General features: G+C 60.3%; 22 protein-coding genes. 5 read left to right on the forward strand and 17 right to left on the reverse strand.

Annotated features, from left to right (window positions below; genetic code table 11):
* Positions 1-102: 102 nt before the first annotated feature.
* From ACOQOT_RS00305 to bioB, 5 genes are all read right to left on the reverse strand, one after another.
* The gene (locus tag ACOQOT_RS00305; protein ID WP_420560431.1) at positions 103-744 is read right to left on the reverse strand and encodes an HAD-IA family hydrolase; all 642 of its coding nucleotides are present in this window, start codon (positions 742-744) and stop codon (positions 103-105) included.
* A 115-nt stretch (positions 745-859) separates the two neighbouring features.
* Positions 860-1,870 carry an SPOR domain-containing protein gene (locus tag ACOQOT_RS00310; protein WP_420560432.1) on the reverse strand — a complete coding sequence of 337 codons (1,011 nt, stop codon included), beginning with the start codon at positions 1,868-1,870 and terminating at the stop codon, positions 860-862.
* Positions 1,870-2,538 (reverse strand): AAA family ATPase, encoded by a 669-nt coding sequence (locus ACOQOT_RS00315; protein WP_420560433.1) that lies wholly within the window; start codon positions 2,536-2,538, stop codon positions 1,870-1,872. The genes ACOQOT_RS00310 and ACOQOT_RS00315 overlap by 1 nt, the downstream gene beginning before the upstream one ends.
* A gap of 248 nt (positions 2,539-2,786) precedes the next feature.
* Complete coding sequence (locus tag ACOQOT_RS00320) at positions 2,787-4,097, reverse strand: adenosylmethionine--8-amino-7-oxononanoate transaminase (RefSeq protein WP_420560434.1); 1,311 nt, start codon at positions 4,095-4,097, stop codon at positions 2,787-2,789.
* Positions 4,098-4,105: 8 nt separating this feature from the next.
* Entirely contained in the window at positions 4,106-5,149 is a 1,044-nt protein-coding gene (gene bioB / locus ACOQOT_RS00325; protein WP_420561970.1) for a biotin synthase BioB, read from the reverse strand.
* A 302-nt stretch (positions 5,150-5,451) separates the two neighbouring features.
* Here bioB and bioF point away from each other — a divergent pair, with 302 nt between their 5' ends.
* Positions 5,452-6,636: an 8-amino-7-oxononanoate synthase gene (gene bioF, locus ACOQOT_RS00330; protein WP_420560435.1), complete on the forward strand. Its 1,185-nt coding sequence runs from the start codon at positions 5,452-5,454 to the stop codon at positions 6,634-6,636.
* Positions 6,633-7,310 carry a dethiobiotin synthase gene (gene bioD / locus ACOQOT_RS00335; protein WP_420560436.1) on the forward strand — a complete coding sequence of 226 codons (678 nt, stop codon included), beginning with the start codon at positions 6,633-6,635 and terminating at the stop codon, positions 7,308-7,310. Before bioF ends, bioD begins: the two co-directional genes overlap by 4 nt.
* A gap of 2 nt (positions 7,311-7,312) precedes the next feature.
* On the opposite strand, the gene ACOQOT_RS00340 is transcribed toward bioD, so the two are convergent.
* The 3 genes from ACOQOT_RS00340 to ACOQOT_RS00350 all read right to left on the reverse strand — a co-directional run bounded on the left by ACOQOT_RS00340 (position 7,313) and on the right by ACOQOT_RS00350 (position 9,021).
* Positions 7,313-7,489 carry a PLDc N-terminal domain-containing protein gene (locus ACOQOT_RS00340; RefSeq protein ID WP_420560437.1) on the reverse strand — a complete coding sequence of 59 codons (177 nt, stop codon included), beginning with the start codon at positions 7,487-7,489 and terminating at the stop codon, positions 7,313-7,315.
* 90 nt (positions 7,490-7,579) lie between these two features.
* The gene (locus tag ACOQOT_RS00345; protein ID WP_420560438.1) at positions 7,580-8,110 is read right to left on the reverse strand and encodes a methylated-DNA--[protein]-cysteine S-methyltransferase; all 531 of its coding nucleotides are present in this window, start codon (positions 8,108-8,110) and stop codon (positions 7,580-7,582) included.
* Complete coding sequence (locus ACOQOT_RS00350) at positions 8,107-9,021, reverse strand: DNA-3-methyladenine glycosylase family protein (protein ID WP_420560439.1); 915 nt, start codon at positions 9,019-9,021, stop codon at positions 8,107-8,109. Before ACOQOT_RS00350 ends, ACOQOT_RS00345 begins: the two co-directional genes overlap by 4 nt.
* 185 nt (positions 9,022-9,206) lie before the next feature.
* Here ACOQOT_RS00350 and ACOQOT_RS00355 point away from each other — a divergent pair, with 185 nt between their 5' ends.
* Entirely contained in the window at positions 9,207-10,514 is a 1,308-nt protein-coding gene (locus ACOQOT_RS00355; RefSeq protein ID WP_420560440.1) for a spinster family MFS transporter, read from the forward strand.
* A gap of 68 nt (positions 10,515-10,582) precedes the next feature.
* Here ACOQOT_RS00355 and ACOQOT_RS00360 read toward each other — a convergent pair whose 3' ends face one another.
* Together ACOQOT_RS00360 and ACOQOT_RS00365 are read right to left on the reverse strand one after the other, a co-directional pair.
* Positions 10,583-12,028: an MFS transporter gene (locus ACOQOT_RS00360; RefSeq protein WP_420560441.1), complete on the reverse strand. Its 1,446-nt coding sequence runs from the start codon at positions 12,026-12,028 to the stop codon at positions 10,583-10,585.
* Positions 12,029-12,118: 90 nt separating this feature from the next.
* Positions 12,119-12,826 (reverse strand): hypothetical protein, encoded by a 708-nt coding sequence (locus tag ACOQOT_RS00365; RefSeq protein ID WP_420560442.1) that lies wholly within the window; start codon positions 12,824-12,826, stop codon positions 12,119-12,121.
* Between the two features lie 152 nt (positions 12,827-12,978).
* Between ACOQOT_RS00365 and ACOQOT_RS00370 the strand changes: the two genes are divergently transcribed.
* Positions 12,979-14,700 carry an N-acyl-D-amino-acid deacylase family protein gene (locus tag ACOQOT_RS00370; RefSeq protein ID WP_420560443.1) on the forward strand — a complete coding sequence of 574 codons (1,722 nt, stop codon included), beginning with the start codon at positions 12,979-12,981 and terminating at the stop codon, positions 14,698-14,700.
* 34 nt (positions 14,701-14,734) lie between these two features.
* Entirely contained in the window at positions 14,735-15,781 is a 1,047-nt protein-coding gene (locus ACOQOT_RS00375; RefSeq protein WP_420560444.1) for a TauD/TfdA family dioxygenase, read from the forward strand.
* 20 nt (positions 15,782-15,801) lie between these two features.
* On the opposite strand, the gene ACOQOT_RS00380 is transcribed toward ACOQOT_RS00375, so the two are convergent.
* From ACOQOT_RS00380 to ACOQOT_RS00410, 7 genes are all read right to left on the reverse strand, one after another.
* The gene (locus tag ACOQOT_RS00380; RefSeq protein WP_420560445.1) at positions 15,802-16,434 is read right to left on the reverse strand and encodes a PAS domain-containing protein; all 633 of its coding nucleotides are present in this window, start codon (positions 16,432-16,434) and stop codon (positions 15,802-15,804) included.
* 228 nt (positions 16,435-16,662) lie between these two features.
* Positions 16,663-18,144 carry a glycosyltransferase family 2 protein gene (locus ACOQOT_RS00385; RefSeq protein WP_420560446.1) on the reverse strand — a complete coding sequence of 494 codons (1,482 nt, stop codon included), beginning with the start codon at positions 18,142-18,144 and terminating at the stop codon, positions 16,663-16,665.
* On the reverse strand, positions 18,144-19,205 hold the full coding sequence (locus ACOQOT_RS00390; RefSeq protein ID WP_420560447.1) for a HEAT repeat domain-containing protein: 1,062 nt from the start codon (positions 19,203-19,205) through the stop codon (positions 18,144-18,146). The genes ACOQOT_RS00385 and ACOQOT_RS00390 overlap by 1 nt, the downstream gene beginning before the upstream one ends.
* Positions 19,195-20,292, reverse strand: a complete 1,098-nt coding sequence (locus ACOQOT_RS00395) for a YaiO family outer membrane beta-barrel protein (RefSeq protein ID WP_420560448.1) — start codon at positions 20,290-20,292, stop codon at positions 19,195-19,197. Before ACOQOT_RS00395 ends, ACOQOT_RS00390 begins: the two co-directional genes overlap by 11 nt.
* 74 nt (positions 20,293-20,366) lie before the next feature.
* Positions 20,367-21,617, reverse strand: coding sequence for a response regulator (locus tag ACOQOT_RS00400; protein WP_420560449.1), 1,251 nt, complete (start codon positions 21,615-21,617; stop codon positions 20,367-20,369).
* Complete coding sequence (locus ACOQOT_RS00405; protein WP_420560450.1) at positions 21,604-21,999, reverse strand: response regulator; 396 nt, start codon at positions 21,997-21,999, stop codon at positions 21,604-21,606. Before ACOQOT_RS00405 ends, ACOQOT_RS00400 begins: the two co-directional genes overlap by 14 nt.
* A gap of 6 nt (positions 22,000-22,005) precedes the next feature.
* The gene (locus ACOQOT_RS00410) at positions 22,006-26,550 is read right to left on the reverse strand and encodes a PAS domain S-box protein (RefSeq protein WP_420560451.1); all 4,545 of its coding nucleotides are present in this window, start codon (positions 26,548-26,550) and stop codon (positions 22,006-22,008) included.
* Positions 26,551-26,589: the final 39 nt, after the last annotated feature.

Here is a 26,589-nt window from a genome sequence, read left to right on the forward strand (position 1 = left end):
GATGCATAAGGAAAACGGTTGACATTATTGTTTGTTCACGGAGGAGTAGAGAGGTTTCGAAAATGCAAAACCTCGCGCACCCGCCTGCGCGCCAAGGTAGGCTTAGCGCAGCGGGAACCCGACGGCTGCCTCCAGCTCTTCTAGCGCCTGGGCGGCATTCAGTACCTTGATCGTGTGCATGCCGAGCGCCTTGGCCGGTTTCAGGTTGATGCCGAGATCGTCGAGATAGACCGCGTCGGCAGGGGCGACGCCAAGCTCCGAGCAGGCCATTTCATAGATGCGCGGATCGGGCTTGCGGATGCCGATTTTCGAGCTTTCGATGACGTGGTCGAAAAGGTCCATGACTTCCTGAACGGCAGCGGCCTTATCCGCCGAGCGGGCCATGCCGGCGCCTTCTCCGGCGGAAACATTGTTGGTGATGCAGCCGACTTTAAACTTCGCCTTGCAGCGTTTGAGCGCTTCGACCATTTCCGGGCGGATGTCGCCGGCAAGCAGCTCGATGATCTGGCGGCCCCGAATGTCCGCGCCGAGCCGCTTGGCTTCGGCGGCGAATTTTTCGTCGAACTCATCAAGGGAAATTTCGCTGCGCTCGAAAAGCGCCCAGGCATTGGTGTCGGGATCGGTCGCATTGATGCGGCGGATGAAATCTTTTTCAAGCCCGAGCTCCGCCTCGAACCGGTTGAAGGCTTCGAAAGGGCTGGAGGTCAAAACGCCGCCGAAATCCCAGATCACCGCTTGCACCATGTCGTCTATCCTATGTCTGAAGGTCAATATCTGTTGGCGCGGACCCTAGCCGAAGCGCGGCAAAAGAAAAAGGGCGCCGGAGGGCGCCCTTTCGCGATCCGTAATGCGGGGGGCCTTAAGGCTGGCGGCGCACGATACAGTCCTGCCCGGCGGCTTTCAGCTTGCCGCAAAGGGCGTTTGCCCCGGCTTTGCTGTCAAAAGCGCCGGTGCGCACGCGGTAATAGATGCCCCGCTCGCCAAGATCGGCCTGCTGCAGGTTCAGCGCTTCACCGCCGAGCAGCGCGGGATATTTGCCCTGCAGCTTCGCCCAGGCGCCCCGCGCTCCCGCCTCGTCTTTGACGGAGAGGAGCTGGATCAGATACTGGCCGGACTGCGCGATATTGCTCTGAGGAGCTGCCGGGGCCGTTTCCTCGGCCGCTGCGGTTTCGGGCTCTGCGGTCTCGGACGCGGCCGGTGCTTCTGCCTCGGCAACCGGTTCTTCCGGTGCGGCAGGCAGCTCCGGGCCCTGTTCGGCCAGGTCCAGCGCATCGGGCGTGATCGGGGTAATTTCGACCGGGGCCGGTTCGCCAGCAGTTTCGCCAGCCGGCTCCGTGCTCTCGGCGGTTTCTGCCGCCGTGCCCGTTTCTTCCTCGACGGGCGCGGTGCCGCGGCCTTCATCCATGACGACTTGATCCATACCGGCCTGGCCGCTTGTCTCCACACCGCTATCTTCTGCGGTAGCGGTTTCTTCCGCACCGCCTTCGGGAGACGCGGTTTCAGCGACCGTCTCGCCGCCGGAGGGTGCAAGGCTCTCGCGGTTGGCGAAAAGCGACATGGCGATCCCGGCAATGACCAGTACCGCGCCTGCGACCAGCGCGCCGAAGATGAAACGGCGGGTCACTTCGCGTTTGGCAGGCTCGTCATCCGGTTCCATCACGACATCCGGCTCGGGGCGCACGGGCGCTTCCTCGCCGCCTTCCGCCAGAAGGACGGAGGAGGGGGAAGCGTGAGCGGGCTCTTCGCTCGCTCCTGCGCCGCTCATTTCTTCCGGTGAACTGGCTCTGGCTTGCGGATCGATGGAGGAGGGCAGTGCCTCTCCCTTTTTGGCCAGGAGTTCACTGGTCAGCGACGCAGGCTTTTTCGTCATTAGGCCGCCCCCCTAAGCGACTGATTCTCCAACAAAGGAGAACTTGTATCACCGCGCAGCCGTTTTTCAAGGAAGTGCAGGAGTTCACCAATCTCGCCCGTCGATTTCGACTTTTCCGAAAGCTCCATCACTGTGCGCCCGTCGATCATACTGGAGGCAAAATCGACGCGCTGATGCACGACGGAAGGCGCGACGGCGCCGTGATGGGAAAGGGCGATGGCCGCTTCCGTGGTGATGCGGGCACGCGGCGAGGCGCCGTTGAGCACGAAGGCGAGCGGCTTGGCGAGCTGCTCGCACAATTGCACCGTCGCTCCGGCAGCGCGCAGATCATGCGGGCTCGGGCGCGTGGGGATGACCACGAGGTCGGAAAGAGAGATGACATGCTGAATGGTGGAGGTGATGGCGGGGGGCGTGTCGATAACGACGAGCTTCACGCCGCCTTCCTTCAGCCGGGCAAGATCCGCTTCCAGACCCGCCTCGCTTGCCCGCGCGAAAAACGGCTCTTCGGCCTGCCGCACGTTCCACCATTGAGAAAGAGAACCCTGAGGGTCGGTATCCATCAACGCAACGGGGCCAAGACCCTGCCGCTGCGCTTCGACCGCCACATGCCCGGCAAGTGTTGTCTTGCCCGAGCCGCCCTTCTGGGACGCGAACGCGATCACATGCATGACGCCATATCCTTGCATCGATAGGGGGAGGTCTCTGATTAGCCCCAAAGCGCCGGTCTGCAAAACGCCCCCTCCGTTTTGCACTCAAGCTTCAATGAGCTGAGAAAGGCGGCGAATCACCAGCCGCGGTCAGATTAACTTTTGGCCAGACCCTTCACAACATCTAGCTAACCATTTTCGTGATCACGCGAGATACCGTGTTTCGGACGCATCACTATCTTTGTATCTAGGCGCAAAAACTGCTGGCTTTATCGGCGCTGTGCCCATTCGCGCGTCACTTTGAGCATCGCCCCGGTGAGCCGGGAGAGGTCTTCCTTGCCGGTGACGAGCGGCGGGGTGATGTAGATGATGTTACGGAAGGGACGGATCCAGACACCTTCTTCCACGAAGCGCTGTTTGAACCAGTTCACATCGTCGAGCTTATCGACTTCGATGACGCCGAGGGCGCCGAGAACGCGTACATCCTTTACGCGGGAAATCTCGCGCGCCGGGGCAAGCTCTTCTTCCATCTGGGCGGCGATGGCGCGGGCCTGCTCAAGGCGCGGCTCTTCCTCGAAAAGTTCGAGCGAGGCGAGGGCGGCGGCGCAGGCCAGCGGATTGCCCGTATATGTCGGCCCATGCATCAGCGCCTTGTCGGGATCGTCCCCCAAAAACGCCTCGAAAACATGTTTGCGCGCGGTGGTGGAGGCAAGGGCGAGCGTGCCGCCCGTCAGCGCTTTGGAGAGCGTCATGATATCGGGCACGATGCCGGCCTGCTCGCAGGCGAAAAGCGTGCCCGTGCGCCCGAAGCCCGTGAAAATTTCATCGACGATGAGAAGAATGTCATGGGCATCGCAAAGCGCGCGCAGCTTGGCAAGGACGGCGGGCTCATGAAAAACCATGCCGCCTGCCCCCTGCACCAAGGGCTCGGTGACGATCGCCGCCGTTTCATGTGCGTGTTCGGCAATGAAAGCTTCAAGCGCGGCTTCCTTTTCCCTATCGACCGGCAGGTCGGCCAGCAATTGCTGCGGGATCGCGCCTTTGAAAAGCGTGTGCATGCCTTCTTCGGGATCGCAGACCGACATGGTGCCGATCGTGTCGCCGTGATAGCCGCCGCGGAAACTGATGAAGCGGGTTTTGCCGTGCTTGCCCTGGTTGAGCCAGTACTGCACGGCCATTTTCATGGCGATTTCGACGGAGACCGAGCCGGATTCGGAGAAGAACGTATGCGCGAGATCGCCCGGCGTGACATCCGCCAGGCGCTTGGCGAGGCGCATGGCCGGTTCATGGGCAAAGCCGCCCAGCATGATATGCGGCATGGCATCGAGCTGGCGGGAGACCGCCTCGCGGATGCGCGGATGGTTATAGCCATGCGCCGCCGTCCACCAGGAGGAAATGCCGTCGATGAGCTCGCGCCCGTCCGCCAGCGTAATACGCACGCCTTCGGTTTTGACCGCCGGCAGCGTCATTGGCGTCGTCTGCATCTGGCTATAGGGGAGCCAAAGGTGTTCCGCCCCTTCCAGAAGCCAATCGGGAGGGGACGGGAACAGCGGATTGAGAGGCGGTATGCGCGCAGCCATGAGCCCGCTTAGATTTCAGAGGGGCAGCGATGGGCGGGCATGGGCTTCAGGCCCAGCTTGCCGAACATCGCATCGTCTTTTTCCTTGGCCGGGTTCTTCGTCGTCAAAAGCTGCTCGCCGATGAAGATCGAATTCGCCCCGGCAAGGAAGCAAAGCGCCTGGGTTTCCTCGGACATGTTTTCACGGCCGGCGGAAAGGCGCACGACGGATTTCGGCATCATGATGCGGGCGGCGGCAATGGTGCGCACGAAATCGATGGGATCGATCTCTTTGCTCTCGCCGAGCGGCGTGCCCTTCACCTGCATCAGCATGTTGATCGGCACGCTTTGCGGATGCGGCGTCAGATTGGCAAGCGTCTGCAACATGCCGGCGTGATCGGACTGGCTTTCGCCCATGCCCAGAATGCCGCCGGAACACACATTCATGCCCGCTTCCTGCACGCGCTGAATGGTGTCGAGCCGGTCCTGATAGGTCCGTGTTGTGACGATCTCTTTATAATATTCTTCGGACGTGTCGATATTGTGGTTGTAATAATCGAGCCCGGCTTCTTTCAGGCGGATCGTCTGTTCGGGCGAGAGCATGCCGAGCGTCATGCAGGTTTCCATGCCCATTTCGCGCACGCCTTTGATCATGGCGACGATGGCTTCCATGTCGCGGTCTTTCGGGTTGCGCCAGGCAGCGCCCATGCAATAGCGCGAGGCGCCCGCTTCCTTGGCGCGGCGCGCACCTTCTAGCACTTTTTGCACTTCCATGAGTTTCGAAGCGCTGAGCCCCGTGTCGAACTTGGCGCTCTGATTGCAATAGCCGCAATCTTCCGGGCAGCCGCCCGTCTTGATGGAAAGCAGCGTGCTCTTTTGCACTTCGTTCGGATCGAACCATTTGCGGTGCACGGTTTGCGCCTGAAAGATCAGATCGTTGAAGGGCAGGGCGAGCAGCGCCTCGACCTCCTCGCGCGTCCAGTCATGACGCAGACCGTCATCCGCCTCTGCCGTTTTCCCGGCAAGATCGTTTGCGGGCTTGGCGGACTGCTCGGTCTGAGCGGGCATGGTCATGGTCATGAGCGGACTCCCTCAAGATCGCGGCCTTTTTTGACTTCTTGTCCGGCGGCCGCTTGGCGGGCTGAATTACGGGGCCGAGCATAGGCGGCTTGCCGGGGAATGCAAGGCGGATCAAGGGATTATGGGCAGGGCCGATGGGAAGGTTTACTGCCGGTTTTAAGCCTCAGGGTCCGCGCTTTGCGATTGACACCGGCCCCCCGCCCGGCCCAGTTTCCCGCATCCGGCCCGGCCCTTACGTTCACACCTGTGTTTAAGGGCGCCGGAGCGAATGTCCCCAGGAACAATGGGAGAATGAGATGGCTTCCCCGGCGACGTCCCGTTCCCTCGACAGCTTTGCGCAAGGGAAACTTGAGGATCTGGAAGCGCGCAGCCTGCGCCGCCGCCTGATCGAGACGGACCGTTACGGCCCGGCCCAGGCGCGCCGCGCCGGGCGTGAGCTCATCTCCTTTTGCTGCAACGACTATCTCAATCTCTCGCACCGAGAGGAAGTGAAGGAGGCGGCCCGCGCGGCGCTGGAGCGCTATGGGGCAGGCTCGGGGGCCTCCCGGCTTGTCACCGGCAATCATCCGCTTTTCCGTACGCTCGAAAAACGTCTCGCTCGGCTGAAAGAGACCGATGACTGCGTGATTTTCGGCTCGGGTTATCTTGCCAATCTCGGCATCGTGCCGGCCCTGGCGCGGGAGGGCGATCTTATCCTGGCGGATGAGCTGTCCCATGCCTGCCTTCTTTCCGGCACGAAGCTCTCCGGCGCTGAAACGCGCATCTTCCGTCACAATGATATGGGCCATTTGAAAGCGCTGCTGGAAGAAGAGCGGGCAAAGCACCGCCATTGCCTGATCCTGACCGACGGGGTGTTTTCCATGGACGGCGATCTTGCCCCGGTCGAAGAGATGGGGGAGCTGGCGCGCGCCCATGATGCCTGGCTGATGACGGATGATGCCCATGGCATCGGTGTGCTGGCGGGCGGCAAGGGTTCGAGCTTTGGCGGCGGCAAAAAGGCCGATGTGCCGCTGCAGATGGGCACGCTTTCCAAGGCCATCGGCTCTTATGGCGGCTATCTTTGCGCCAGCCAGCCGGTGGTGGATTTCATCCGCACCCGTGCGCGCACGCTGATTTATTCAACGGGCCTGCCGCCTGCCTCCGTTGCCGCCTCCATTGCCGCGCTCGATCTGATCGAGGCCGATCCGGAATTTGCGGCGCTGCCCGTGAAAAAAGCCAAAGCCTTTACCCGCGCGCTCAATTTGCCGGAAGCAGAAAGCCCCATCGTGCCGATCCTGATGGGCGATCCGGATAAAACGCTCGCCGCTTCCGCGCTTCTGGAAGAGGAAGGCTTTCTCGTCACCGCCATCCGCCCGCCCACCGTGCCGGAGGGAACCGCGCGGCTGCGCTTTACTTTCACGGCCGAGCATGACGATAAAGACATCGAGCGGCTGACCGCCATTATCCGCGATAAGATCCTCATCAACAGGGCAGCAGAATGAGTGTGTTTTTCGTTACGTCCTCGGGAACGGAAATCGGCAAGACCTTCGTTTCCTCTCACATCGTGCGCCAGCTCAAAGCGCGCGGCGACAAGGTGCTGGCGCTCAAGCCCGTTCTCAGCGGCATTACGCCGGAGACGGTTGCAGGTAGCGACACCGCCTTGCTGCTCGAGGCGATGGGGCGCGAGGTGACGGAAGAAAGTTTCGAGGCGATCACGCCCTGGCATTTCAAGGAAGCCATGTCGCCCGATATGGCGGCGGCGCGGGAAGGACGCACCGTTCCCTTCCGCTCCGTCGTTTCATTTTGTGCGGAAGCGGCGCGGGCAAACCACGATCATCTTTTGATCGAAGGGGTGGGCGGGCTTATGGTGCCGCTCGACGATAGCCATTTGGTGCTCGACTGGATGAAAGCGCTGACGCGCGAGACGGCGCTGACGCCCATTCTCGTCGTCGGCTCATATCTTGGAACGGTGAGCCATACGCTCACCGCGCTGAAAGTGATGAAGGATGAGGGGCTTGCGCCCGGCGCCATCATTGTCAGCCAGTCTGAAGAGGCGCCGGTGCCGCTGGAAGAAACCTGCGAAGTGATCGCCCGCTTTGCCGGGGGCGTGCCCATCGTACCGCTGCCGCGCCTTGCCGCCGGCCAAGAGGCGCCCGATCTTCTTTCCTGGTTTTAACTTTAGCCTCGAGGGCCGAACAGGAACCAGATAAGCACGCCGATCACCGGGAAGATGATGATGGCGACGATCCAAAGTACTTTCGCGCCCGTGTCGGCGCCGCTCTGGACGGTTTTCACGATCGCATAAATATCGGCAATCAACAGTAAAAGCCCGAAAAGGCCGCTGACTTCCATCATTACATTCTCCCTTGATGCGCGGAGCAGGGCGGCGCCTGATGAAAGGTGCCGTTTCCCATACCAACGCGGGAGGTGCGGATTTGTTCTGGCTCAAAGGAGCGAGGAGGTCAGCGCGCCTTCATGGATGAGCAGCCATTCCTTGGTCGGCAGCCCGCCGCCAAAGCCGGTCAGCGCTCCGTTCGAGCCGATGACGCGGTGGCAGGGAATGATGACGGGAATGGGGTTCTGCCCATTGGCAAGACCGACGGCGCGCACCGCCTTCGGATTGCCGATCTTCTCGGCAATGTCCTTGTAGCTCCATGTCACACCGTAGGGAATGGTCAGGAGCGCCCGCCAGACCGATTGCTGAAAAGGCGTGCCGCGCGGGGCAAGCGTGAGGCCGGAAAACTCTTTGCGTGTGCCCGCGAAAAATTCCTGTAAGGCTTTCTCCGCCGCCTCGATATGAGGGCGCGCGTTGAGCGCGGCGGGCGAGGCCGGGTCCGCCGCTTCCACTTTGACCGTGTCTTCATTCGGAAAGAAGACATGGGTGAGCCCGTCTTCCTCGGCGAGAAGGCGCAAGGTGCCGATCGGCGTTTCCATTGCGGAGGTGGCGCTTGCTTGCAGGGTCTTGTTCTTTCTCATCCGCCTTTGGCTCCTTGTGTTCCGGTTTGCAGGCTGGCCCAGAGATGAATGGCGGCATGGCCGCGGTAGGGGGACCAGGCGCGCGACATCTCTTCAAGTTCCCTGGCGCTTGGCACCGCGCCGGAAAAATCACCCGCCGCATAACGAAGGCCAAGATCGGACGAAGGAAAGGCATCGCGCAGATGCAAGGCCCGCAGCCCCACATAATGCGCCGTCCAGGGGCCGATACCGGGCAGCGCCTCCAATGTTTTGAGCGGTGCGATGTCGCTTTCAAGCGCGCTGAAGCCGCCGTCTGCGGCAAAGCCGGCAAGGCGGGTGAGCGTCGCCGCCCGCTTGCCCGGCATGCCGAGCCCTTCGATCACTTCACCCGCAAGACGCTCAGGAGCGGGAAACAGCGCGCGGGGCCAGAGCCCTTCTTCCGCCACCAGCGCGATGGGCTTGCCATACCGCTCCACCAGACGGGCCGTCAGCGTCGTTGCGCCTTTGACCGAGACTTGCTGGCCGAGAATGGCGCGCATCGCCAGAAGATAAGGATCGAAAGCGCCGGGTACGCGCAGGCCGGGCCGCGCTTTTACGAGGGCGCCAAGCGCGCGGTGACGCTTCAGCGCCTCGTTGACCTTGCGCATGGGCGCATCGAGATCGAATTGGCGCGTCAAACGCGCGGCGATGAAATCCCGATCCGTTTCCCTCGCGGAAAAAACGTGCACGCCGAGCGCTTTTCTTGCAGGCGTAAGCTTCACCTCGATCACGGCAAAAGAGCGGGGAAGGCGCACGGCCTGACGCAGCGCGTGTCCTTCAATCACCTCGACGCCGGGGATGAGACGGAAGAGAAAATAATCGAGCATGTCCCGCCAGGAAAAAAGCGGCGGCACGGGCATCTCGAAACGGTCTTGTAAGGTGAGCGCGGACATGGCCGGAGTTTACAGCCAATCGGGGGCCTGTCCCCTCCGTTTCCGGTCACGAATGCGGGACCGCTTTTTGAGGGCCGACTTCGTTGCGGTTGTCGTTTCGCCTTTCGCGGGCGCGGCCGCGCTGCTAGCGTGAGCGCATAGGAAATACGCACCCAACATAATCACTGGCATTCGGGGAGGGATGAATGAGTGAACGGGCCGACACGCCGCCGGGCGTTGCCGCCAATATTGCGCATCTGGGCAAGGGCTACCGGATCTACGCGCTGGTCATTCTGACAATCGTGTATGTACTCAATTATGTGGACCGGCAGATTCTCGCCATCCTGCTGCCGGGCATTAAAGCTGAACTGGATCTCAACGATACCCAGCTCGGCTTCTTGTTCATGACCTTCGGGATTTTCTACGCAACGCTCGGTATTCCGATTGCGATGCTGGCGGACCGGACGAACCGGCGCAATGTCGTCGCGGCCGCGCTGACGATCTTCTCGCTGATGACGGCGGCCTGCGCCTTCGTTGCCAATTACATTCAGCTCGTCATCCTGCGCGTGCTGGTGGGGGTGGGGGAAGCCGGTTCCAGCCCGCCTTCCCATTCCATGATCGCGGATATGTTTCCGCCCAAAGCCCGCGCGACGGCACTTGCCTTCTTCTCGCTCGGGGTGAATATCGGCCTTCTGATCGGCCTTTTCGCGGGCGGCTGGCTTGCGGAAAACTATGGCTGGCGCACGACCTTCATCATTGTCGGCCTGCCGGGCGTTTTGATGGCGCTTGTCGTGCTCTTCACCGTCAAGGAGCCGGAGCGCGGTGCCTCGGACGGCGTGGCGCCGGGCACGGAAGAAACCCCTGCTATCGGCGAAGTGGTGAGCTTTCTTTGGTCGCAAAAGGCCTTCCGGCATATTGCGCTCGGCTCGGCGCTCATCGCCTTTGTAGGCTATGCCGGTGTTGCCTGGGTGCCGACCTTCCTTGCCCGGTCTTTCGATATGAAACTCGGCGAGATCGGCATGATGCTAGGCCTCGTTATCGGCTTTGCGGGCGGCGCGGGCACATTCGGCGCGGGCTTCTTTGCCGACAAGCTCGGCCATAAAGATGTGCGCTGGAATATGTGGCTCGTGGCGCTTGCCGGGGTGGTCGCCTTTCCCTTCGGTGTGGCGCTTTATCTCACCGACAGCAAGACGGCGGCGATCCTGCTTTTCATCGCCCCGGCGGCGGCAGGCGCGATCTTCACCGGCCCTGCCATTGCCATGACGCAGGGCCTTGCGAAGCTGCGTATGCGGGCGACGGCCTCGGCCATCCTGTTTTTCATCCTCAACCTGATCGGGCTCGGCGCGGGCCCGCAGGTGGTGGGCATGCTTTCGGATTTCTTTGCCGCTTCGGCGGGCGAGGAATCCGTGCGCTATGCGCTGCTTGCGATCACGCCGCTCGGCCTTTGGGGCGCGCTGCATTTCTTCCTCGCAGCCAAAACCCTGGAAGAGGACCTTGCCCGCGCCAAGGCGTGAAGGTGAGCGAAAAACAAAAAAGGGGCGTCCTTGCGAGCGCCCCTTTTCATTCGCCTTACTAAATAAACTTAGTGTTCGGTATGGGCGGTGGACTGTTCCTCGCGCACGAAGATCATGAGCCCGAGCCCAACCACCATGAAGACAAGCACCGAGGCAAGGCCGATGCGCTGGCTGTTCATCGCGCTTGTCACGATGGCGACGGTGAGCGGCGCCATGAAGCTCGTCGCCTTGCCGCATAGCGCATAAAGGCCGAAAAATTCCGCCATCATGCTGGGCGGTGCGATGCGGGCAAGCATGGTGCGGCTCGAGGAAATGGATGGTCCGGCAAAAAGCCCGGTCAGCACGCCGAGAGCCAAGAAGGCGCGCTCGGCGCTTGTCTCAAAGCCCGCCGCATTCAGTGCGCTGCCGATGAAACTCAAAGGTTCCAGTGGTTCCATCGAGACGGGAATGAAGAAGGCGGCAGCGGTTTCCGTCGTGCCTACCAGCATGAGAAGGCCGAGCGCGAAAAGCGAGACGGCGCCGATGATCGTCGCCTTGGAGCCGAACTTGTCGTCGAGCCAGCCGCCAAGCAGCGAGGAAGGCACCTGCGCCATAATGATAAGAAGCCCGTAAATGCCGATCTGTGTTGTCGGCCAGTCGAAAATGCCCGCCGCATAAACGCCGGTGAAAATGAAGACTGCGGACTGGCCGTCATAATAGACCATGCGGGCGACAAGATAGGTCGCGATGTTCTTGTAGTAAGGCAGCTTGCCGAGCGTGCCGATCACCATGGCGATGCCTTTCTTTGCAGCATCCATGCGCGAAAGGCCGGTGCGCGGCTGATCGGGCGTGAAAAGAAAGAAGGGAAGCGCGAAGAGAACGAACCACAATGCAGCAAGCGGGCCGACCAGGCGGTTATGTTCCTGCACCGCCTTGTCGAGACCGAGGGCGGGCACTTCCGGCAGACCGAAGAGAAGCAGCCAGACAAGGAAAGCGAAGATCGCGCCGAGATATCCTGTGGCAATGCCAAGGCCGGAGACGAAACCCATGCGCTTCGGTGAGACGATCGCGGGCAGCATGGCATTGTGATAGACGATAGCGAATTCAAGACAGGTCGCGGCAATGACGACGCCGATCGCGGTTTGCAGGATCGGGTATTCCATGCCCGGCATCACATACCAAAGGCTCGCCATGCCGGTGCAGGCAAGAAGCGAGAAGACGAGAATGCCCGGCTTGCGCGGGCCTGCCGCATCGGCAAGCGAGCCGAAAAAGGGGCTGAGCAAGGCGATGGAGGCACCTGCAATCGCCTGGATATACCCCCAGCTTGCCTGGCCTTGCACCTTGTCGCCGATCACTTCGGTGGAGAAGTAAGGCGCGAAGACGAAGATATTGACGAGAATGAAATAAGGATTGAGCGCCCAATCGAAAATCGACCAGCCGAAAATGCCGAGCTTGCTGGCGGGAATGGCCGCATGTACGGCCATATGTCCGCCCGGCTGCTCATGGGTCAGTTCTTCCTCGTAAATATTCGTCACGTGAGGTTTCCCGTTTTAAAGGCCTGCGCCATTGTTCTTGTTATGAAGGTTTATCCCGGCGGCAAGAGCTGCGGAAGAAGGAAGGCCGGGTCAAACGCCAAGTTCCTCATTGCTTTTGCGGTTTAGCATCCGCGCGATGCGCAGGCGCACAAGAAGGGATTGGGCGAGAAAGAGCAAGAGCGCGCCGGTATAAAGTCCGGTCAGCGCGCGGAAGAAAACCAGAATGCTGGAAAAGAGCCAGTCGGACGTGTTGTTCGTGATCGGCCCCGTTTCCACGCGGAAGATTTCCGCGACATCGAGAAATGCGCCCCGGAAAAACTGCCCGAGCACGAAGACACCGCTGCTGGCAGGGTCCGCTTTTGCAAGGGCAAGGCCGCTCGCAATTTCCTCGAAAGGAAAACTGCCCGGGCGGAAGGCGCTGTAATTCAGCACCACGATGAAGAGCAGCGCGGAGGGAATGAGATGACCTGCTGTGAAGAGCAGCCAGAACCGTGCCCAGAGCGCGCGCCAGGCGGCCTGTTTCACGCGGCGGATTTTCCTTTTGCGTTTGGCGATGGTGCTGTCTTTCTTGGGCGGCGCGCCGAGATGAAGGCGCGCGCGTTTCAGTTCCTGCTCAATGAAGGCTTGCGGATTGCGCATCTGGGAAAAGAAACGGAACTGATGAAGCGCAACGATCATCGCCGAGGCAAAGGCAAAGCCGAGACCGATCAGCGCCGGCACGCGCCAATCCGCGGTCCAGGCAAGATCGAGCTCGAGCGCGCCAAAAGCGCTGGCGACCGTAAGTGCGAGACTATCCATCAACTCCCCCTCGGCCCTAAGTTTAGAAACTGAACGGGTGGGTGCAAGATGAATAAGCCGAAAACGCAGGGGAAATCGCCTTCCGGCGCCTGTGCTTGCTGGGGCGGCGGGGGAGGCGTAGGATTTTCAAAAAAGAAACGGGGAGGAGAGTTATGGGCACCCATGATCTGGTGATACGCGGCGGCACCGTGGCGGACGGCACGGGCGGGGATCTTTTCGAGGCCGATATTGCGGTGTCGGACGGCAAGATCGCCGAAATCGGCAAAGTCGCGGGCAAGGGCACCGAGGAAATCGATGCCAGGGGACTGCTGGTTACGCCGGGCTTTGTCGACATTCACACTCATTATGACGGCCAGGCAACCTGGAGCGCAGATCTTTCCCCCTCTTCCAATCACGGGGTGACGACTGCTGTGATGGGCAATTGCGGCGTCGGCTTTGCGCCCTGCCGGCGTGAGGACCATGACCGGCTCATCCGCCTTATGGAAGGGGTGGAAGATATTCCCGCCCCCGTTCTCGCCGAAGGGTTGAAATGGAACTGGGAAAGTTTCCCCGATTATCTCAATGCGCTGGAAGCGCTGCCTCATAATATCGACTTTGCCGCGCAGCTTCCCCATGGCGCGCTGCGTGTCTATGTGATGGGAGAGCGCGGCGCCAACCGGGAACCGGCAACGCCCGATGATATTGCCGCCATGGCCGCCATCGCAAAGGACGCGGTGAGCGCCGGGGCGATCGGCTTTTCCACCTCCCGCACGCTCAATCACCGAACCTCGGACGGCTCGCCGACGCCGACGCTCACCGCCGAAGAAGATGAGCTTATCGGCATCGCCATGGGGTTGAAGGCGGCAGGGCGCGGCGTTCTGCAGGTCGTCTCGGATTTTGCCGACCCGGCGCGCGAATTTTCCATGTTGCGCAAAATGGTCGAGCAATCGGGCCGGCCCCTGTCGCTCTCCCTCGCGCAGAACGAAAAGGCGCCGGAAGGCTGGCGCTTTCTTCTTTCGCAGATCGAGGCGGCGTCGAATGAAGGCCTGCCGATGAAGGCGCAGGTCTGCGGGCGGCCCGTCGGGGTTCTTTTGGGGCTGGAGCTGACGCTCAATCCTTTCTCCGCGCATCCGAGTTTCAAGGAAATCGCCTCGTTGCCGCTTGCGGCGAAAGTCGAAAAGATGCGCGATCCGGCTTTCAAGGAAAAGCTGCTGAAAGAAGAGCCTGCGACCGACAATCCCTTCATGCGCTCGGTGCTCGCCCATCTTCACAAAATGTATGCGCTGGACCGCGTGCCCGATTACGAGCCCGATCCTGAAACCAGCATCGGCGCGCGGGCGAAAGCGCGCGGGCTCGAGCCGCTGGCGCTGGCCTATGATCTCATGCTTGAGGATGACGGCACGGCGATGCTCTATTTTCCGTTTCTCAATTACGCGCAGAACTCGCTCGAGCCCTCCTATCAAATGATGCTGCATAAGGACACGGTGCTGGGGCTCGGCGATGGCGGCGCGCATGTGGGCATGATCTGCGATGGCAGTTTTTCCACCCATATGCTCACCCATTGGACGCGCGACCGGAAAAGAGGCGAGCGCCTGCCGCTCTCTTTCGTGGTCAAAGCCCATACTCAGGATACGGCGCGGGCCGTCGGCCTGCTCGACCGGGGCATTTTGAAGCCGGGATACAAGGCCGATCTGAATGTGATCGATTATCAGGGCCTTTCTCTTTTCCGCCCGGAAGTGGCGTTCGATCTGCCGGCGGGCGGACGCCGCCTCGTGCAGCGCGCCAAGGGCTATAAAGCGACGATCGTCTCGGGCGAGATCATTGCCCGCGATGATGAAGGGACGGGCGCCGTGCCCGGCAAATTGCTGCGCGGCGCGCAGCCTGCCCCGGCTTAAAGAGAGCGCGCGGGGCAAAAGAGGAGGAGACGGGATGGAGGAACCAGTCATGACGGCGGATGATGTGCGCCCGCTTGAGGTTCAGGCAAGCTGGCAGAGCGGCGATGTGGCCGATGCTTCCCGCTGGACGGAAGAGCTGAGCCGGGACGAGCTCGATGAGATCGATGCGGCGCTCGCCCATGCCAAAAGCGTTTCCTCCAATATGCTGGAAATCGGGCGGGAAGATTTTCCGCTCCCTCATCTTTCCGCCCGCCTCGCGCGCATCGAGAAAGAGCTGATCGACGGGCGCGGTTTCGTGCTCCTGCGCGGGCTGCCGCGGCTCGATTATTCGAACGATGAGATGTGCCTTGCCTATTGGGGCATCGGGCTTCATCTCGGCAATCCCTGGCCGCAGAACAAGCATGGCCACATGCTGGGCGATGTGACGGATCAGGGAAAAGCGCTGGATGACAATACCGCACGCGGCAATGAGCTCGGCGGCATCGCGCTGCCTTATCACTCCGACGGCTCGGACCTTGTGGGGCTCATGTGTCTGCAGCGCCCGGCCGAAGGCGGTCTATCGGCGGTCTGCAACATTCTGGCGATCCATAACGAGCTTGCCGAAACGCGGCCCGATCTTCTGGCCGAGCTTTATAAGCCGCAGCCTTATGATTACCGCGGCGAGGAAGCGGCAGGCGGCAAACCCTGGTACGAGGTGCCGGTTTTCACCCGCTGGGAGGAGCGGCTCTTTGCCCGTTACATCCGCCCTTACATTCTTGCCTCCCAGCGCCATGAAAGCGCGCCGCGCATCACCCCGCTTGCCGAAGAAGCGATGCAGCTTCTCGATGAGATGACCCAGGACCCGCGCTTTGCGGTGCTGATGGATTTCGAGCCGGGGGACATGCAGTTCGTGAACAATTATCACGTCCTTCATGCACGCACCGCTTACCGGGACGACCGGGAAAGCGGGCAGGTGCGGCACTTGAAACGGCTTTGGCTGGAAACACGGGCGCTCGCAAGCCGCCCGCCGCATTTCAAAAGCAATGTCGGCGGCCATTGGGGCAAGAAGAAAGTGATCAGCCGGCTCGATGCGGCGGAGTGAAGCGAAGCGGGCCGGAAAGATCAGCTGGAGCAGCTTTCGCCCATAAAGCCCCAAAGCGCATCATCCAGAGTGATGAGAACGGGTTCGCTTTGTCCAAGGTCGGGATCGGCTTCGGGCAAGTTATCGGGAATACCGTTGCCCAGATCGATCACGACGGGCCGGTGCCAGGAGCTAAGGCGCTTGCCGCGCGCTTCGCTTTTATGGCCGCCTGAATTGGTGAGCGCGTAGCCGACTGAGATCAGAAACGAGCGCTCGTCCGTGTCTCCCAGAAGCGGCAGGGTAATCACTTCCAGGGAAACTTTGCTCCCCGCCGAGGAGGTTTCCTCCACTTCCGCAAAGGTGCCGAACGGGTGGCGGCTCGCCAGCCAATGGGTAAGACCGACGGAGGGACGCAGTCTTTCCTCGAATCCCAGAAGCATATTCTTGCCCGTAACCTCTTTCCCCAGCCGGTTCACATGCGCGGTACCGACGACCCGCATGAGAATGTCGTCGGGCTCGCCAATATCGAGCAGGATGGCGTGCGATAGTGATCCGCGCAGCGCCATGGGATTGAAGTCGCGTTTCAGCGGCGCGTATCCGTGGCGCGGCAGGCTGCCCCAATAGTCAAGCAGCGCTTTGACGGCGGGCGATCTGTAGCTGAAGCGAGAGGTCACGGGTTTGCTCATGGGTTCGGCGGATATTTCGCCTGAAAAGATGAATTGTGCGGTGCACGGATTAAAGACTCGTAACAGTCCTCTGCGTCAATCGAAAAATTTAATTCAAGCTTTTGTGACGTGAACGGGTTTTCCCAAAAAGCGACGGAAAAGCCGTTCATCATCGCTAATGAAAAGTAAGGTTAAAGCAGGTCAACCAAAAAGGTGCGAGGGTTCCGGCGACAGCCGTCAGCCGAGATCTTTGGTGCTTGCATTTGCTTTCGTTGCAAACCCTTTGCGCGTCATTTCGCCCCAACCCTGCTTTTTGCGAAGGAATTCCCACCAGCCGGCCATGCGCCAGAAATTATTGAGTTGGCGGTAACCGAGATTCTCGATCACGGCGACGCCCATGAGTTTCAGAAGGCCGCCGGTTCCTTCCGTGCGCTGCAGTTCCATTTCTTCCAGGCAGAGCGAAGAGAGGCTGACAAAAATACCGCAAAGAATGACAAGTGCCATATAGGCCAGCAGAAAGGGAAGGTGGATGGCCCCGAGAAGAAAAAAGACCGGTAGAAGAAGGTAGCCGAGAACCTGAAAAATCGGCCCGGCAAAATCGACGATAAAGGCATAGGGCAGGCCGAGCATGCCAATGCGCCCATAAGCCGGGTTGAACAGCATATCGCGGTTTTTGAACAGAACCTCCAGCGCGCCGCGCTGCCATCTCTTGCGCTGAGCTTTGAGCACCTTGCGGGTTTCCGGCGCCTCCGTCCAGCAGACGGGCTCGGGCACGTATTTCATGTCATAGGTTTTGTTTTGACTGCGCATATGCCGGTGCAATTTGACGATGAGGTCGAAATCTTCGCCCACCGTATCATGAGAGAAGGCGCCGACTTCCACCACCACATCCCGCCGGAAAATACCGAAGGCACCGGATATGATGGTCAGGATACCCCAGCGGCTAAGCGCCAGGCGGGCAACGAGAAAAGCGCGGATATATTCCAGCGTCTGCACGAGCGGCAGAAACTTATCGGGAAGGCCTGCATGCATGACACGCCCGCCCACGACCTCGCAGCCATTGGCAATGCGGATCGTGCCGCCCACGGCAATGGTTCTTTCCGGCTCTTCCATGAAAGGGCGGACGCCGCGCAGAAGGGCCGCAGCTTCAAGCAGTGAATCTGCATCGACAACACAAAAAAGCGGGCAACGGGAAAGATCGACACCGGCATTCATGGCATCGGCCTTCCCGCCCCCATTTTCTTTATCGATGACGAGCAGGTTCGGATAGAGCGGCGAGCCGTAAAGGCAGCGGATCGGGGCATGGGGGACCGAAGGATTGTAGGCCCGCTCGATGGGCTCCAGATCGAAGGCTTCTTTTAGAACATCGAGTGTGCGGTCTTTCGAGCCGTCATTGACGACGATCACCTCGCTTTGCGGATATTCGAGCCCCAGCATCGAACGGGTGCTTTCGACGATAACCGCTTCCTCGTTATAGGCAGGTAGGATGAGAGTGATGGGCAAAACGGCATCGGAGACGAGTAACTGCCATTCCGATTCCGTGTCGCCGACCTGTGAGTAGCGGCGCAGCTCCGCCCATGCCGCTGGAAGCTGAATAATGTAGACGGCGATTTGGGCCGCGCTGGAAAACAGGATCGCCCAGGAAAGCGTGACCATCCAAGGAAAATAGGGGGTAAGCGTTGCCTGCAGGGTCTGCATCAAAGAGGCGAGCTCGGGCATCATCCCCTCCTTTCGCGCAGCACCTGCGCCGCGATATTTGAGTCTCCTTCTTTCGGCGGCTCGTAGGTCTCAAGCAGCACCCGGCCTCGCCGTCCAAAGGCAAGCAGCGCCTCGGCGGCGCGGTAGCGTACCCACCAGACGGGGTCTTCAAGCAGACGGGTAAGAAGGGGGAGCGCGCGGGCAAGTGTCAACCGGCCGGCCGCACGGGCCGCCTGTACACGGATCGGCGCCTCCGCCGCCTCAAGGCCGGCCAGCACGGCCTCCTCCGCCCGCTCGTCTCTGATCCGTCCCAATGCTTGCAGCGCGCGGGCCCGCAGCTCCGCGCCGGTTTCGTTTCTTGCCGCAATCTCAAGGAGGCAGGGCACGGCTTCCCGCGCCCCGATGGTGCCGAGCGCGGTGATGGCAGCAAGGCGCATGGGATCGGGCGCATCGGAGGCGGCAAGCGTGAAGAGCGTGGGGAGTGCGGGGGTGCCGAAGGAGGTGAGGATTTCGGTCAGGACGAGTGTGTTCCGCTGCCCCGCCTCTTTCATGTGATCCAACACGATGCCGAGATCTTCTGCATCGCCGCGCCGGGAAAGCGCGCGCAGGGCGGCAAGCTGCACGTAAGGGTCGGCGCTGCGGGAAGTGTCGATGATATGCCGAAGGCTTTCATCGTCGCGGCACTGCGCCAGATAGGTAAGAGCCCTGATCTTTTGTGGGCGGGTGCCTTTTTCAAGAAGCTTTGTGATATGCGCCCGCATACCCCAGCCATCCAGCAGGCTGACGAGGCGGGTAGCCTCGCTTCCCTTGATGGTACGGATCGTGGCGAGCGCGCTGTCAAAGGCGGCGGGCAGATCCTGCGGGGCAAAAGGTGTTTGCTCAAGAAGCGGCGCGGGTATTTTCGTGTTCAATAAGTGACGGATAAAGGCGGCAACCTCGCCGCGCCGCCGGGCGCTCAGCCGGGCTCTGCGGTCCCGCAAAAGGCGGTTCGCTACAAGTCCCGCCGACAGCCCGATGGAAAGAACGATAAGGCCGAACGAGCCCCAAAGCGCGGCAAGCAGCAGAAAAGTGTCAAAAGGCAACGGAGAAACTGGCACTGAGAGCATGGCGGATATAGGAGTTTTCGCGGTCATCACGCGCATAGCCGAGCCGGAGCGTGTGACGCGTGCTTAGGTCGAGGCGAATGCCACCGAAAAGCGTGGCGGTGTCCACAACGCGGGCGGCGACCGCTTCGGGCGCATTGGCATAGCCGCCGTAGAAGGCAAGGCTATCGGTGAGTTTCCCGTCGAGCCTGCCGCTCCAGCCATAAAGCGGGTCGAGCCCGGCTTCCTTCACCGTGACGAGCTTGGCGGCAAGCGCCCAGCCGGGCGCGGTATTGATGCGCAGCCCCGGATTGAAATTACTCACCTCCGTGTCTTTGTATTTATCGTGCTGCAGATCGAGTGTGAGCCAGACAGGCAGCGCGTGAGGCGTAACGGGCGTCAGCCGGTAGCCGCCGCCGAGAAGGAGCCGCCGCTGCGGACGGAAATCGGCACCGGCCGTGAAGCCCGCATGGACATATCCATAGAGACGTTCCGTGAAACGGTGGTCGATCCCGGCCTGGTAATATGTGTCGATCGTCTCGAACTGATCGAACCGCTCGACCCGTCCATGCAGTACCGTCTCCCCCGAGGACATCTGATGGGAAAGCTGGGTGAAGCTGTTGAACCAGTTCGCTCTGTCCTGCCGCTCGAAATGGCTCCACTCAAAGCCCGTGTCACTGCGCCATTCGGACTTGTCCTGCGCGGCAAGCGCGCGCTGGGCATTGGCAAGGCCGTTTTCCGCATCTTCATATCCAGGATAATTTTCAAGGATCGAGGCGAAGCGCTGCTGAGCCTGCGCATAATAGCCTTGGTAGTAAGCAAGATATCCGGCAACAAGCGACACATCGGGATTGCCCGGCGTTTGTCGCTCCAGTTCTGCGATAATGTTTTCCGCTTCCGCATATTTGCCCTGCCAGCCATAGACACGGGCAAGTTCCAGTTGCAGCCGGGCGCTTTCAGGGTATTCCGCAATGCCTTGGCGCAGAAGCGCGGCGGCGCTTTCATAGTCTTCTGAAGCCGCCAGCGCACGCGCCTCTTCGGTGATTTGCCCGGCGGAAGGCTCCGCCTTTGTGGGGGAAGTGAACAAGGCGATGAGAGCCCATGCCAGCGGCAGGGCGGTCTTCCATGCTGAAAAACTTTGTCTTTGTTTTGAGGTCTTTTTCAAGCGTGCCTCTCTTCCCGTTCCCGTTCGATGATGCGCAAGGCGCGGGCAACCACTTCATCCGGCACGAAGGGTTTGACCACATAATCAAGAGCGCCTTCACGCAGCCCTTCAATGACATCTTGTTCGTTCCGCCGCGCCGTCAAAAAAAGCACGGGCGGCGCATGATCGGCGGCGGTGCTTTTCAACTTCTTCAAGACCGCGAGCCCATCCATGCCCGGCATCATCCGGTCCAAAATGATGAGCGAGAAGGAACGCTGGGCGGTAAGCTCCAATACCTCCATGCCGTTACGCGCGGTTTCGGCGTCCATACCGGCGGCGCGGAATTTACCCGACAAAAGATCACGAATCAGCGGATCGTCATCGGCAATGAGAATGGAAAGGGAGGCGTTTTCCAGCATGGCGCCTACCCGTTCTTTCAGCGTTTCAGGTTCGAAGGGCTTGACGAGATAATCGACGGCCCCGGCTGCAATAGCGCGCATAACGGAAGAAGATTCATGATTGGCCGTCAGCATGACCACGGCGATATTGGCTAGCTCGGGCATGGTGCCCAGTTTTTCCAGAAGCTCGACGCCGCTCATGCCGGGGATCCGCTCGTCGAGCAGCACCACATCGGGGTGTTTTTCCTGAATAAGTTCCAGAGCGTGTTTGGCATCGGCAGCGCTGTAGACAAGCGCGATATCCTCGAAGAGCATCTCCACGGCCTCACGGATATCGAGATCATCATCCACCGTCAGCAGGACGGGTCTGTTCCGCTGGGAGGGCGGCGATGCCGGCGCAGAAGCTGGGGCAGGGGCCGGCTCCTGCACAGGCGCAGTCAGAGTGCCTGCTTCCGCGAGGTCTTCTTCGGCCCAAGCAAGATCGTCCGGCGATGCGTGGGCGCTGGTCATTGCCGGAGCAGTTTCATGCTCCTCTGCAGGCGGCGCATGTTCGGTAAGCACATTGTCGCAGGCTTCCACCAGCCGCCAGATCAGATCGGCTTTGGTTTCCCGGTTGGCGCCGGTCTCGGGCACTGCAAGAAGGTCTTCTAGATCTCCCGCCAGCGCCGAAACTTCTGGAAAACCATAGGTCGCTCCGGAGCCTGCCAGATTATGCACAAGATAGCGCAGCTCCTCGTCGTCGATGTCCCTCCCTGCAGTAAAGGCGGCGGCAAATGCATGCAGCTCGCCGCGCCGCGCGGCAAGGCGCTGCACGTAACGCGCACGCAGCGCTTCCATCGTGCCGGGAGCGGATGGTTTAGCCTGCCCCATGATACGCACTCCAAATCTTCTCCAGCTGGTCCGGCAAGGTCATGGGGTCGAACGGTTTGGCGATGACGGAGGCCGCACCAAGCTCTCGCAGGTGCGCCACCTCGCTTGGTTGAACCTTCGCCGTCATGAAGACCACAGGCACATCTGAAAATCGCTCACTGGTTTGCAGTTTCCGGAGCGTCTCCGGCCCGTTCATGCCGGGCATCATGACATCGAGAAGAATAAGATCTGGCGTCTCGCGCTCGCCAAGTCCGGCACAGGCTTTCTGGCCGCCGATGCAGGTGCTCACCCGGTATCCGCCGACCGTCTCCAGTGCAAATTGCGCGATCTCAAGGATATCTTCTTCATCATCGATACACAGGATGTGAGAAAGCTGTTTCATGGAACCTCACGCGGAATGAACCGAAACGGCGCGTAGATGAGAAAGAATGGTTTCGATAATCGTCTCCTCCGACGCCCGGGACTTGACCAAAACGGCGCTGACCTTGCGGCGGATATCTTGACCAATGTCGCTGGCGGACAGGATGATGATGGGGCGCGCGTTGCCGTTTTCGTCATGGAATATTTGAAGCAACTCGAGCCCCGACCCGTCGGGCAGTTCCAGGTCCAGCACCATTAGATCAAACGTTTCATGGGCAAGTTTGGTCTTTGCATCCTGCAAAGAGGCAGCCTGGATCAGGTCTATTTCAGTACCAAGCGACTCTTTGATCACACCGGCCAGATCGCTGTCGTCTTCCACATGCAGAACCCGCGGCCGGATGCCAGAGGGAAGAGCGGGTTTGTGTGAGAGGGTGCCGCGTTCATGATCTGTAGAGGTGGCATTTTGTACTTGCGCGCCGGTTTCATGGGCCTGCGCGAGAGGAAGCTCGAAGAAGAAGGTCGTGCCCTCGCCGGGGCGGGACGTGAAGGAAATGGACCCGCCCATCAGTTCGATCAGGCGTTTGGTGATGCTGAGGCCGAGCCCCGTTCCTTCGTGCTGGCGTGTGTCGGAATGGTCCGCCTGCGCGAATTTCTGAAAGATTTTGGATTGAAACTCGAGCGGAATGCCGGCGCCCCGGTCGTGCACGGAAAAGCGCACCATTGCGTCCCGCCGCTCGGCCTTCACCGTCACCTGTGCGCCTTTGGGAGAAAACTTCGCGGCGTTGGAGAGAAGGTTGGCCATGACCTGCATGAGCCTGTCGGGGTCGGCAGTGACATAAAGCCCGCGCGCTATACCCTCGGCTTTGAAACTCACATCGTACTTGTCGCCATAGGCCGCATTTGTCTCAAGCGCCTGCTCGATGAAGGAGGCCGCATCGACCGTTGAGAGGTGGATCTCCAGACGCCCCGATTCGATCTTTTCGATATCCAGAATGTCGTTGATGATGAGGATAAGCCGTTCGCTGTTCTTGTGAGCGATATCGATCAGCCGGGCCGATTTTTCCGGCAGCTGTCCCGTTGCTCCGCTTGCAATCAGGGACAAGGCGCCGCGGATGGAGGTGAGCGGCGTGCGCAATTCATGGCTGACGGTCGAAACGAACTCGTTTTTCATCGTCTCGATCATCTTACGCTCGGTAATGTCCTGCACCTGGGCCACGAAATAATTCGGCCGGCCGGAAGAATCGCGCACAAGTGAAATGCTTAAAAGCGCCCAGACGGAGCTGCCGTCTTTACGCACGTGCCGCCGCTCCATGCTGTAGGCCTGGATCTGCCCTTTCAGCATCCGGCGGACGTAATCGATGTGAATTTGCAGATCTTCCGGATGCACGACGGATTGAAAATCCAGTTCCATCAATTCATCGCGCTCGTAGCCCAGAAGCTGGCAGAGGGCCGGGTTGACCTTGAGCCATTTGCCGTTGGGGCGCACCAGCGCAATGCCGACGGAGGAATGCTCCATGGCAAGGCGGAAAGTCTGCTCGCTTTCCACCAATGCCGCTTCCTGTGCCTTCTGCTGAGTCAGGTCCCTAATCACGCAAAGAAAGCCGGTGATATGGTTGAAGCCGTCGCGCAGCGGCACGATGGTTTGATAGACGGGAAAACGCAGACCGTCTTTGCTCACAAGCGTCCATTCCGCGCTATCTCCGCCCGAGATCAGTGCCTTGGCTGTGAAAGAATAGAAGTTCGGCGGCACAGCCCAGCCCAGTTCCCTGGAAAGCTGCGCCGCGCGCCGGCTCACTTCTTCCTTGTCGTGCCAGGCAAGCAGCGTTTTTTTGCCGATCACCTCTGCGGCTGTATAGCCGAGCGCTTCCTCGGAGGCCTTGTTGAAGAGGATAATTTCGCCCTCCATATCCGTCGCGATGATCATGTAGGGCGCATGTGTGACGATGGCCTCGTTCAGGCGATAAGATTCTTCCAGCGCGCGGCGGAACCTGTTGCGCTCCAGAATCCGGCCAAGCTGCAGGCTGACCATTTCGAACAGGCCGCGTATGTCCGCCGAGGTACCGATTTTTCGGGAGGAGTGAAGTTCGATCACAGCTTCCACTTCTCCGGCAATGAAGACGGGAAAAGCCACACCCCAATTCATTCCCATATGGCGCAGCATGGCGCTGCGCAGGAACGAGGGATTGTCCAGCGTTCTGTCTACATAGACGGGTTCTTTGCGTGCAAGAACGAGACCGGGAAGCCCCGTGCCTGGAGAGAAATCCATCGTCTCCGTTACACGCTTGAATTCCTGATGCTCGACATCAGCCGCGTCCAGATGCCAGACATTCGCTGAGAAAAGCGTGCCGGTCTGTTGGTGCAGCGTATATGCGTGACCGATCTCACAGTCGAGCAGCTCGCAAAGCGCATCCACGGTGACGGCAAGTCCTGTTTCGATCGTATCGGCGCTTGCCGCTTCAAGCGCCAGGCGGTGCATGAGATCGGAGCGGAACTGCTGGCGTTTGCGCGCCGTAATGACTTCCGTGAACATGACGATGCCGCCGATTTGCCCGCTCGCATCCCACCAGGGATGGATTTCCCAGCGCAGCCATTCGCGTCCGGAACCGGGCCGGTCGAAAGAATCTTCCTGGCGGGAGAATTCCTCGCCTTTAAGCGCACGCCGGTGAATATCAAGCCACTTGGACATGTCCCGTATTTCTGGAAAAACGTCGTAATGGGATGCACCGATAATATTGCGATCCTGCAATCCGTAGTCTTCGATCCAGCGATCGCTTGTCATGATGTAACGCATATCAAGATCGAACATCGCGACGGCGGCCGGAGTATGCCGGATCAACATGCGGAGCTTTTCCTCGTCCGCGCCGAGTTGACGTGTCTTGGCGGCTACCAGCTCTTCCACGGCATCGTTGCGGCCTGTAATGACGAGCAGGAGAACCCCCATCAATCCGCACAAGACCAGGCCGCCGGTCAAAACCATCCAGGACTGCCATTGATTGATGTCGGAAAGCACGTCGTATTCCTGCCGCCGGACCGTAAGTTGCCATGTCCGTCCGCCAATCTGCAGCAGGTGCCGCTGTTCCAGCTCCCGGCCGCCGGCCTGGGTCTGGCCGGTTTGTCTATTGTCATAAAGATGTGCTGGGCCAGTGCTGTTGCTGACATCTTGCAGCGTCACATGCGGAGTATTCCCGATGGCTTTGTTGGGGGTCTGTGCGAGAAGGGCGCCCGGGTTGAGAACGGCAACAATGAAGCCGCGCAACCTGGTATTGTCCGCTGTGTTTTCCTCCGCAAAAACCGGGTGTATGGCCAGCACCGCGGTATGGTGCGCCGCGGGTCCTTGTTCCGGCTGAAAGAGTTCGACGGGGGGGCTGAGCGTGATTTCGCCGGTTTCTGCAGCTTCTTCCAGCGCGCGCCGGCGGGCGGGTTCGGAGGCCAGGTCAAGACCGATAGCTGTTCGGTCACCGTTTTCCGATTCTAGAAAGTAGATCGGATAGTAAACCGGTTTCCGTGCGCGCTCTTGCTTGCCGTTCGATCTGGAGAAAGCGAAAATATCAAAGGAGAGGCCGTCATCCGCAGCTTTGGCTTGATAGGCGGCAATCTCGTCCAACCGCACCTGCGGGGCCCAGGCAAGATAGGTAAAGCCGGGAAAGCGGCTGAAGGATTTTTGCACGAAGCGGGAAAATTCTTGCCGGTCAACCGTAACGGAGCTTGCATAAAGCCGTTCGATGGCATGCAGTTTCTCGAAATGACCGTCGAGCGTTTCTGAAAATCTCTGTTCGAAAAGCTCCGTCTGCCGTTCAAAAGCAAGCCAGCGGCGTTCTTCTTCCCATTGTGCGACAAGAGAAAAGGCGAGCAGGGTAATGCTCAAAATGGCGACAAGTGCCGAAACGGCGGAAACCTTGCGGCGGGAACTGACGGCTTTGGAGGGTGAAAAAATAAGGACAATCATCGGGGTGAGCGTGATGACACCTACGCCGTTCCCGACGGTCCATATTCCCCATAATTGTAAGGCCGAAGCGGCGTCGAGATCTTTGGCACGGGCGAGAATGAGTGCGACAAGGCCCCCGCCGAGGGCCGCGCAGGCAAGACCGCCCAGGAAAAACAGAATGAGAATGTCGCGCTGCTTGCTCAGCGTTGTGGAGATACCGAGAAAGCGCGCCATCAAGGCGCGGCCGAGCAAGGTCTGAAATGTGGAAACCAGACCGATCGACGCGGCGATAAGCAGGGCCCTGCTGGTGACGGGGGCGGCTTGGTTCAGCACGACAAGGAAGTAGGTGAGCGCGGGGGCGATGCAGATGGCGCCGATGGCGCGCGGGCCCCAAATGATCAAGGCACCCAACGCGATGCCTGCGGGCATCCAGAGCGGGGCGATGTAGTCTGCGTAAGTTGCAAGCGACAGACAAAAGAACCCCGTCCCGATGATCGCAAGCGTGATCAGGACATTCATAATCAGGTTCTGGTCGAGGCGGTAACGCCTCATGCAGCTCACCACTCGTCCGCCTAATAGGCGGAAACGTGTTGCGTCTGCCCCCGATGCCCAGCGCCAGCGTACCGTGAGGCGCGCCAGCCTTCTCAAACTATCACAGATTTACCGGTGTGTCGGACCCGCAAGACT

The organism is Tepidicaulis sp. (assembly GCF_965222285.1).
Classification (GTDB): Bacteria; Pseudomonadota; Alphaproteobacteria; order Parvibaculales; family Parvibaculaceae; genus Tepidicaulis.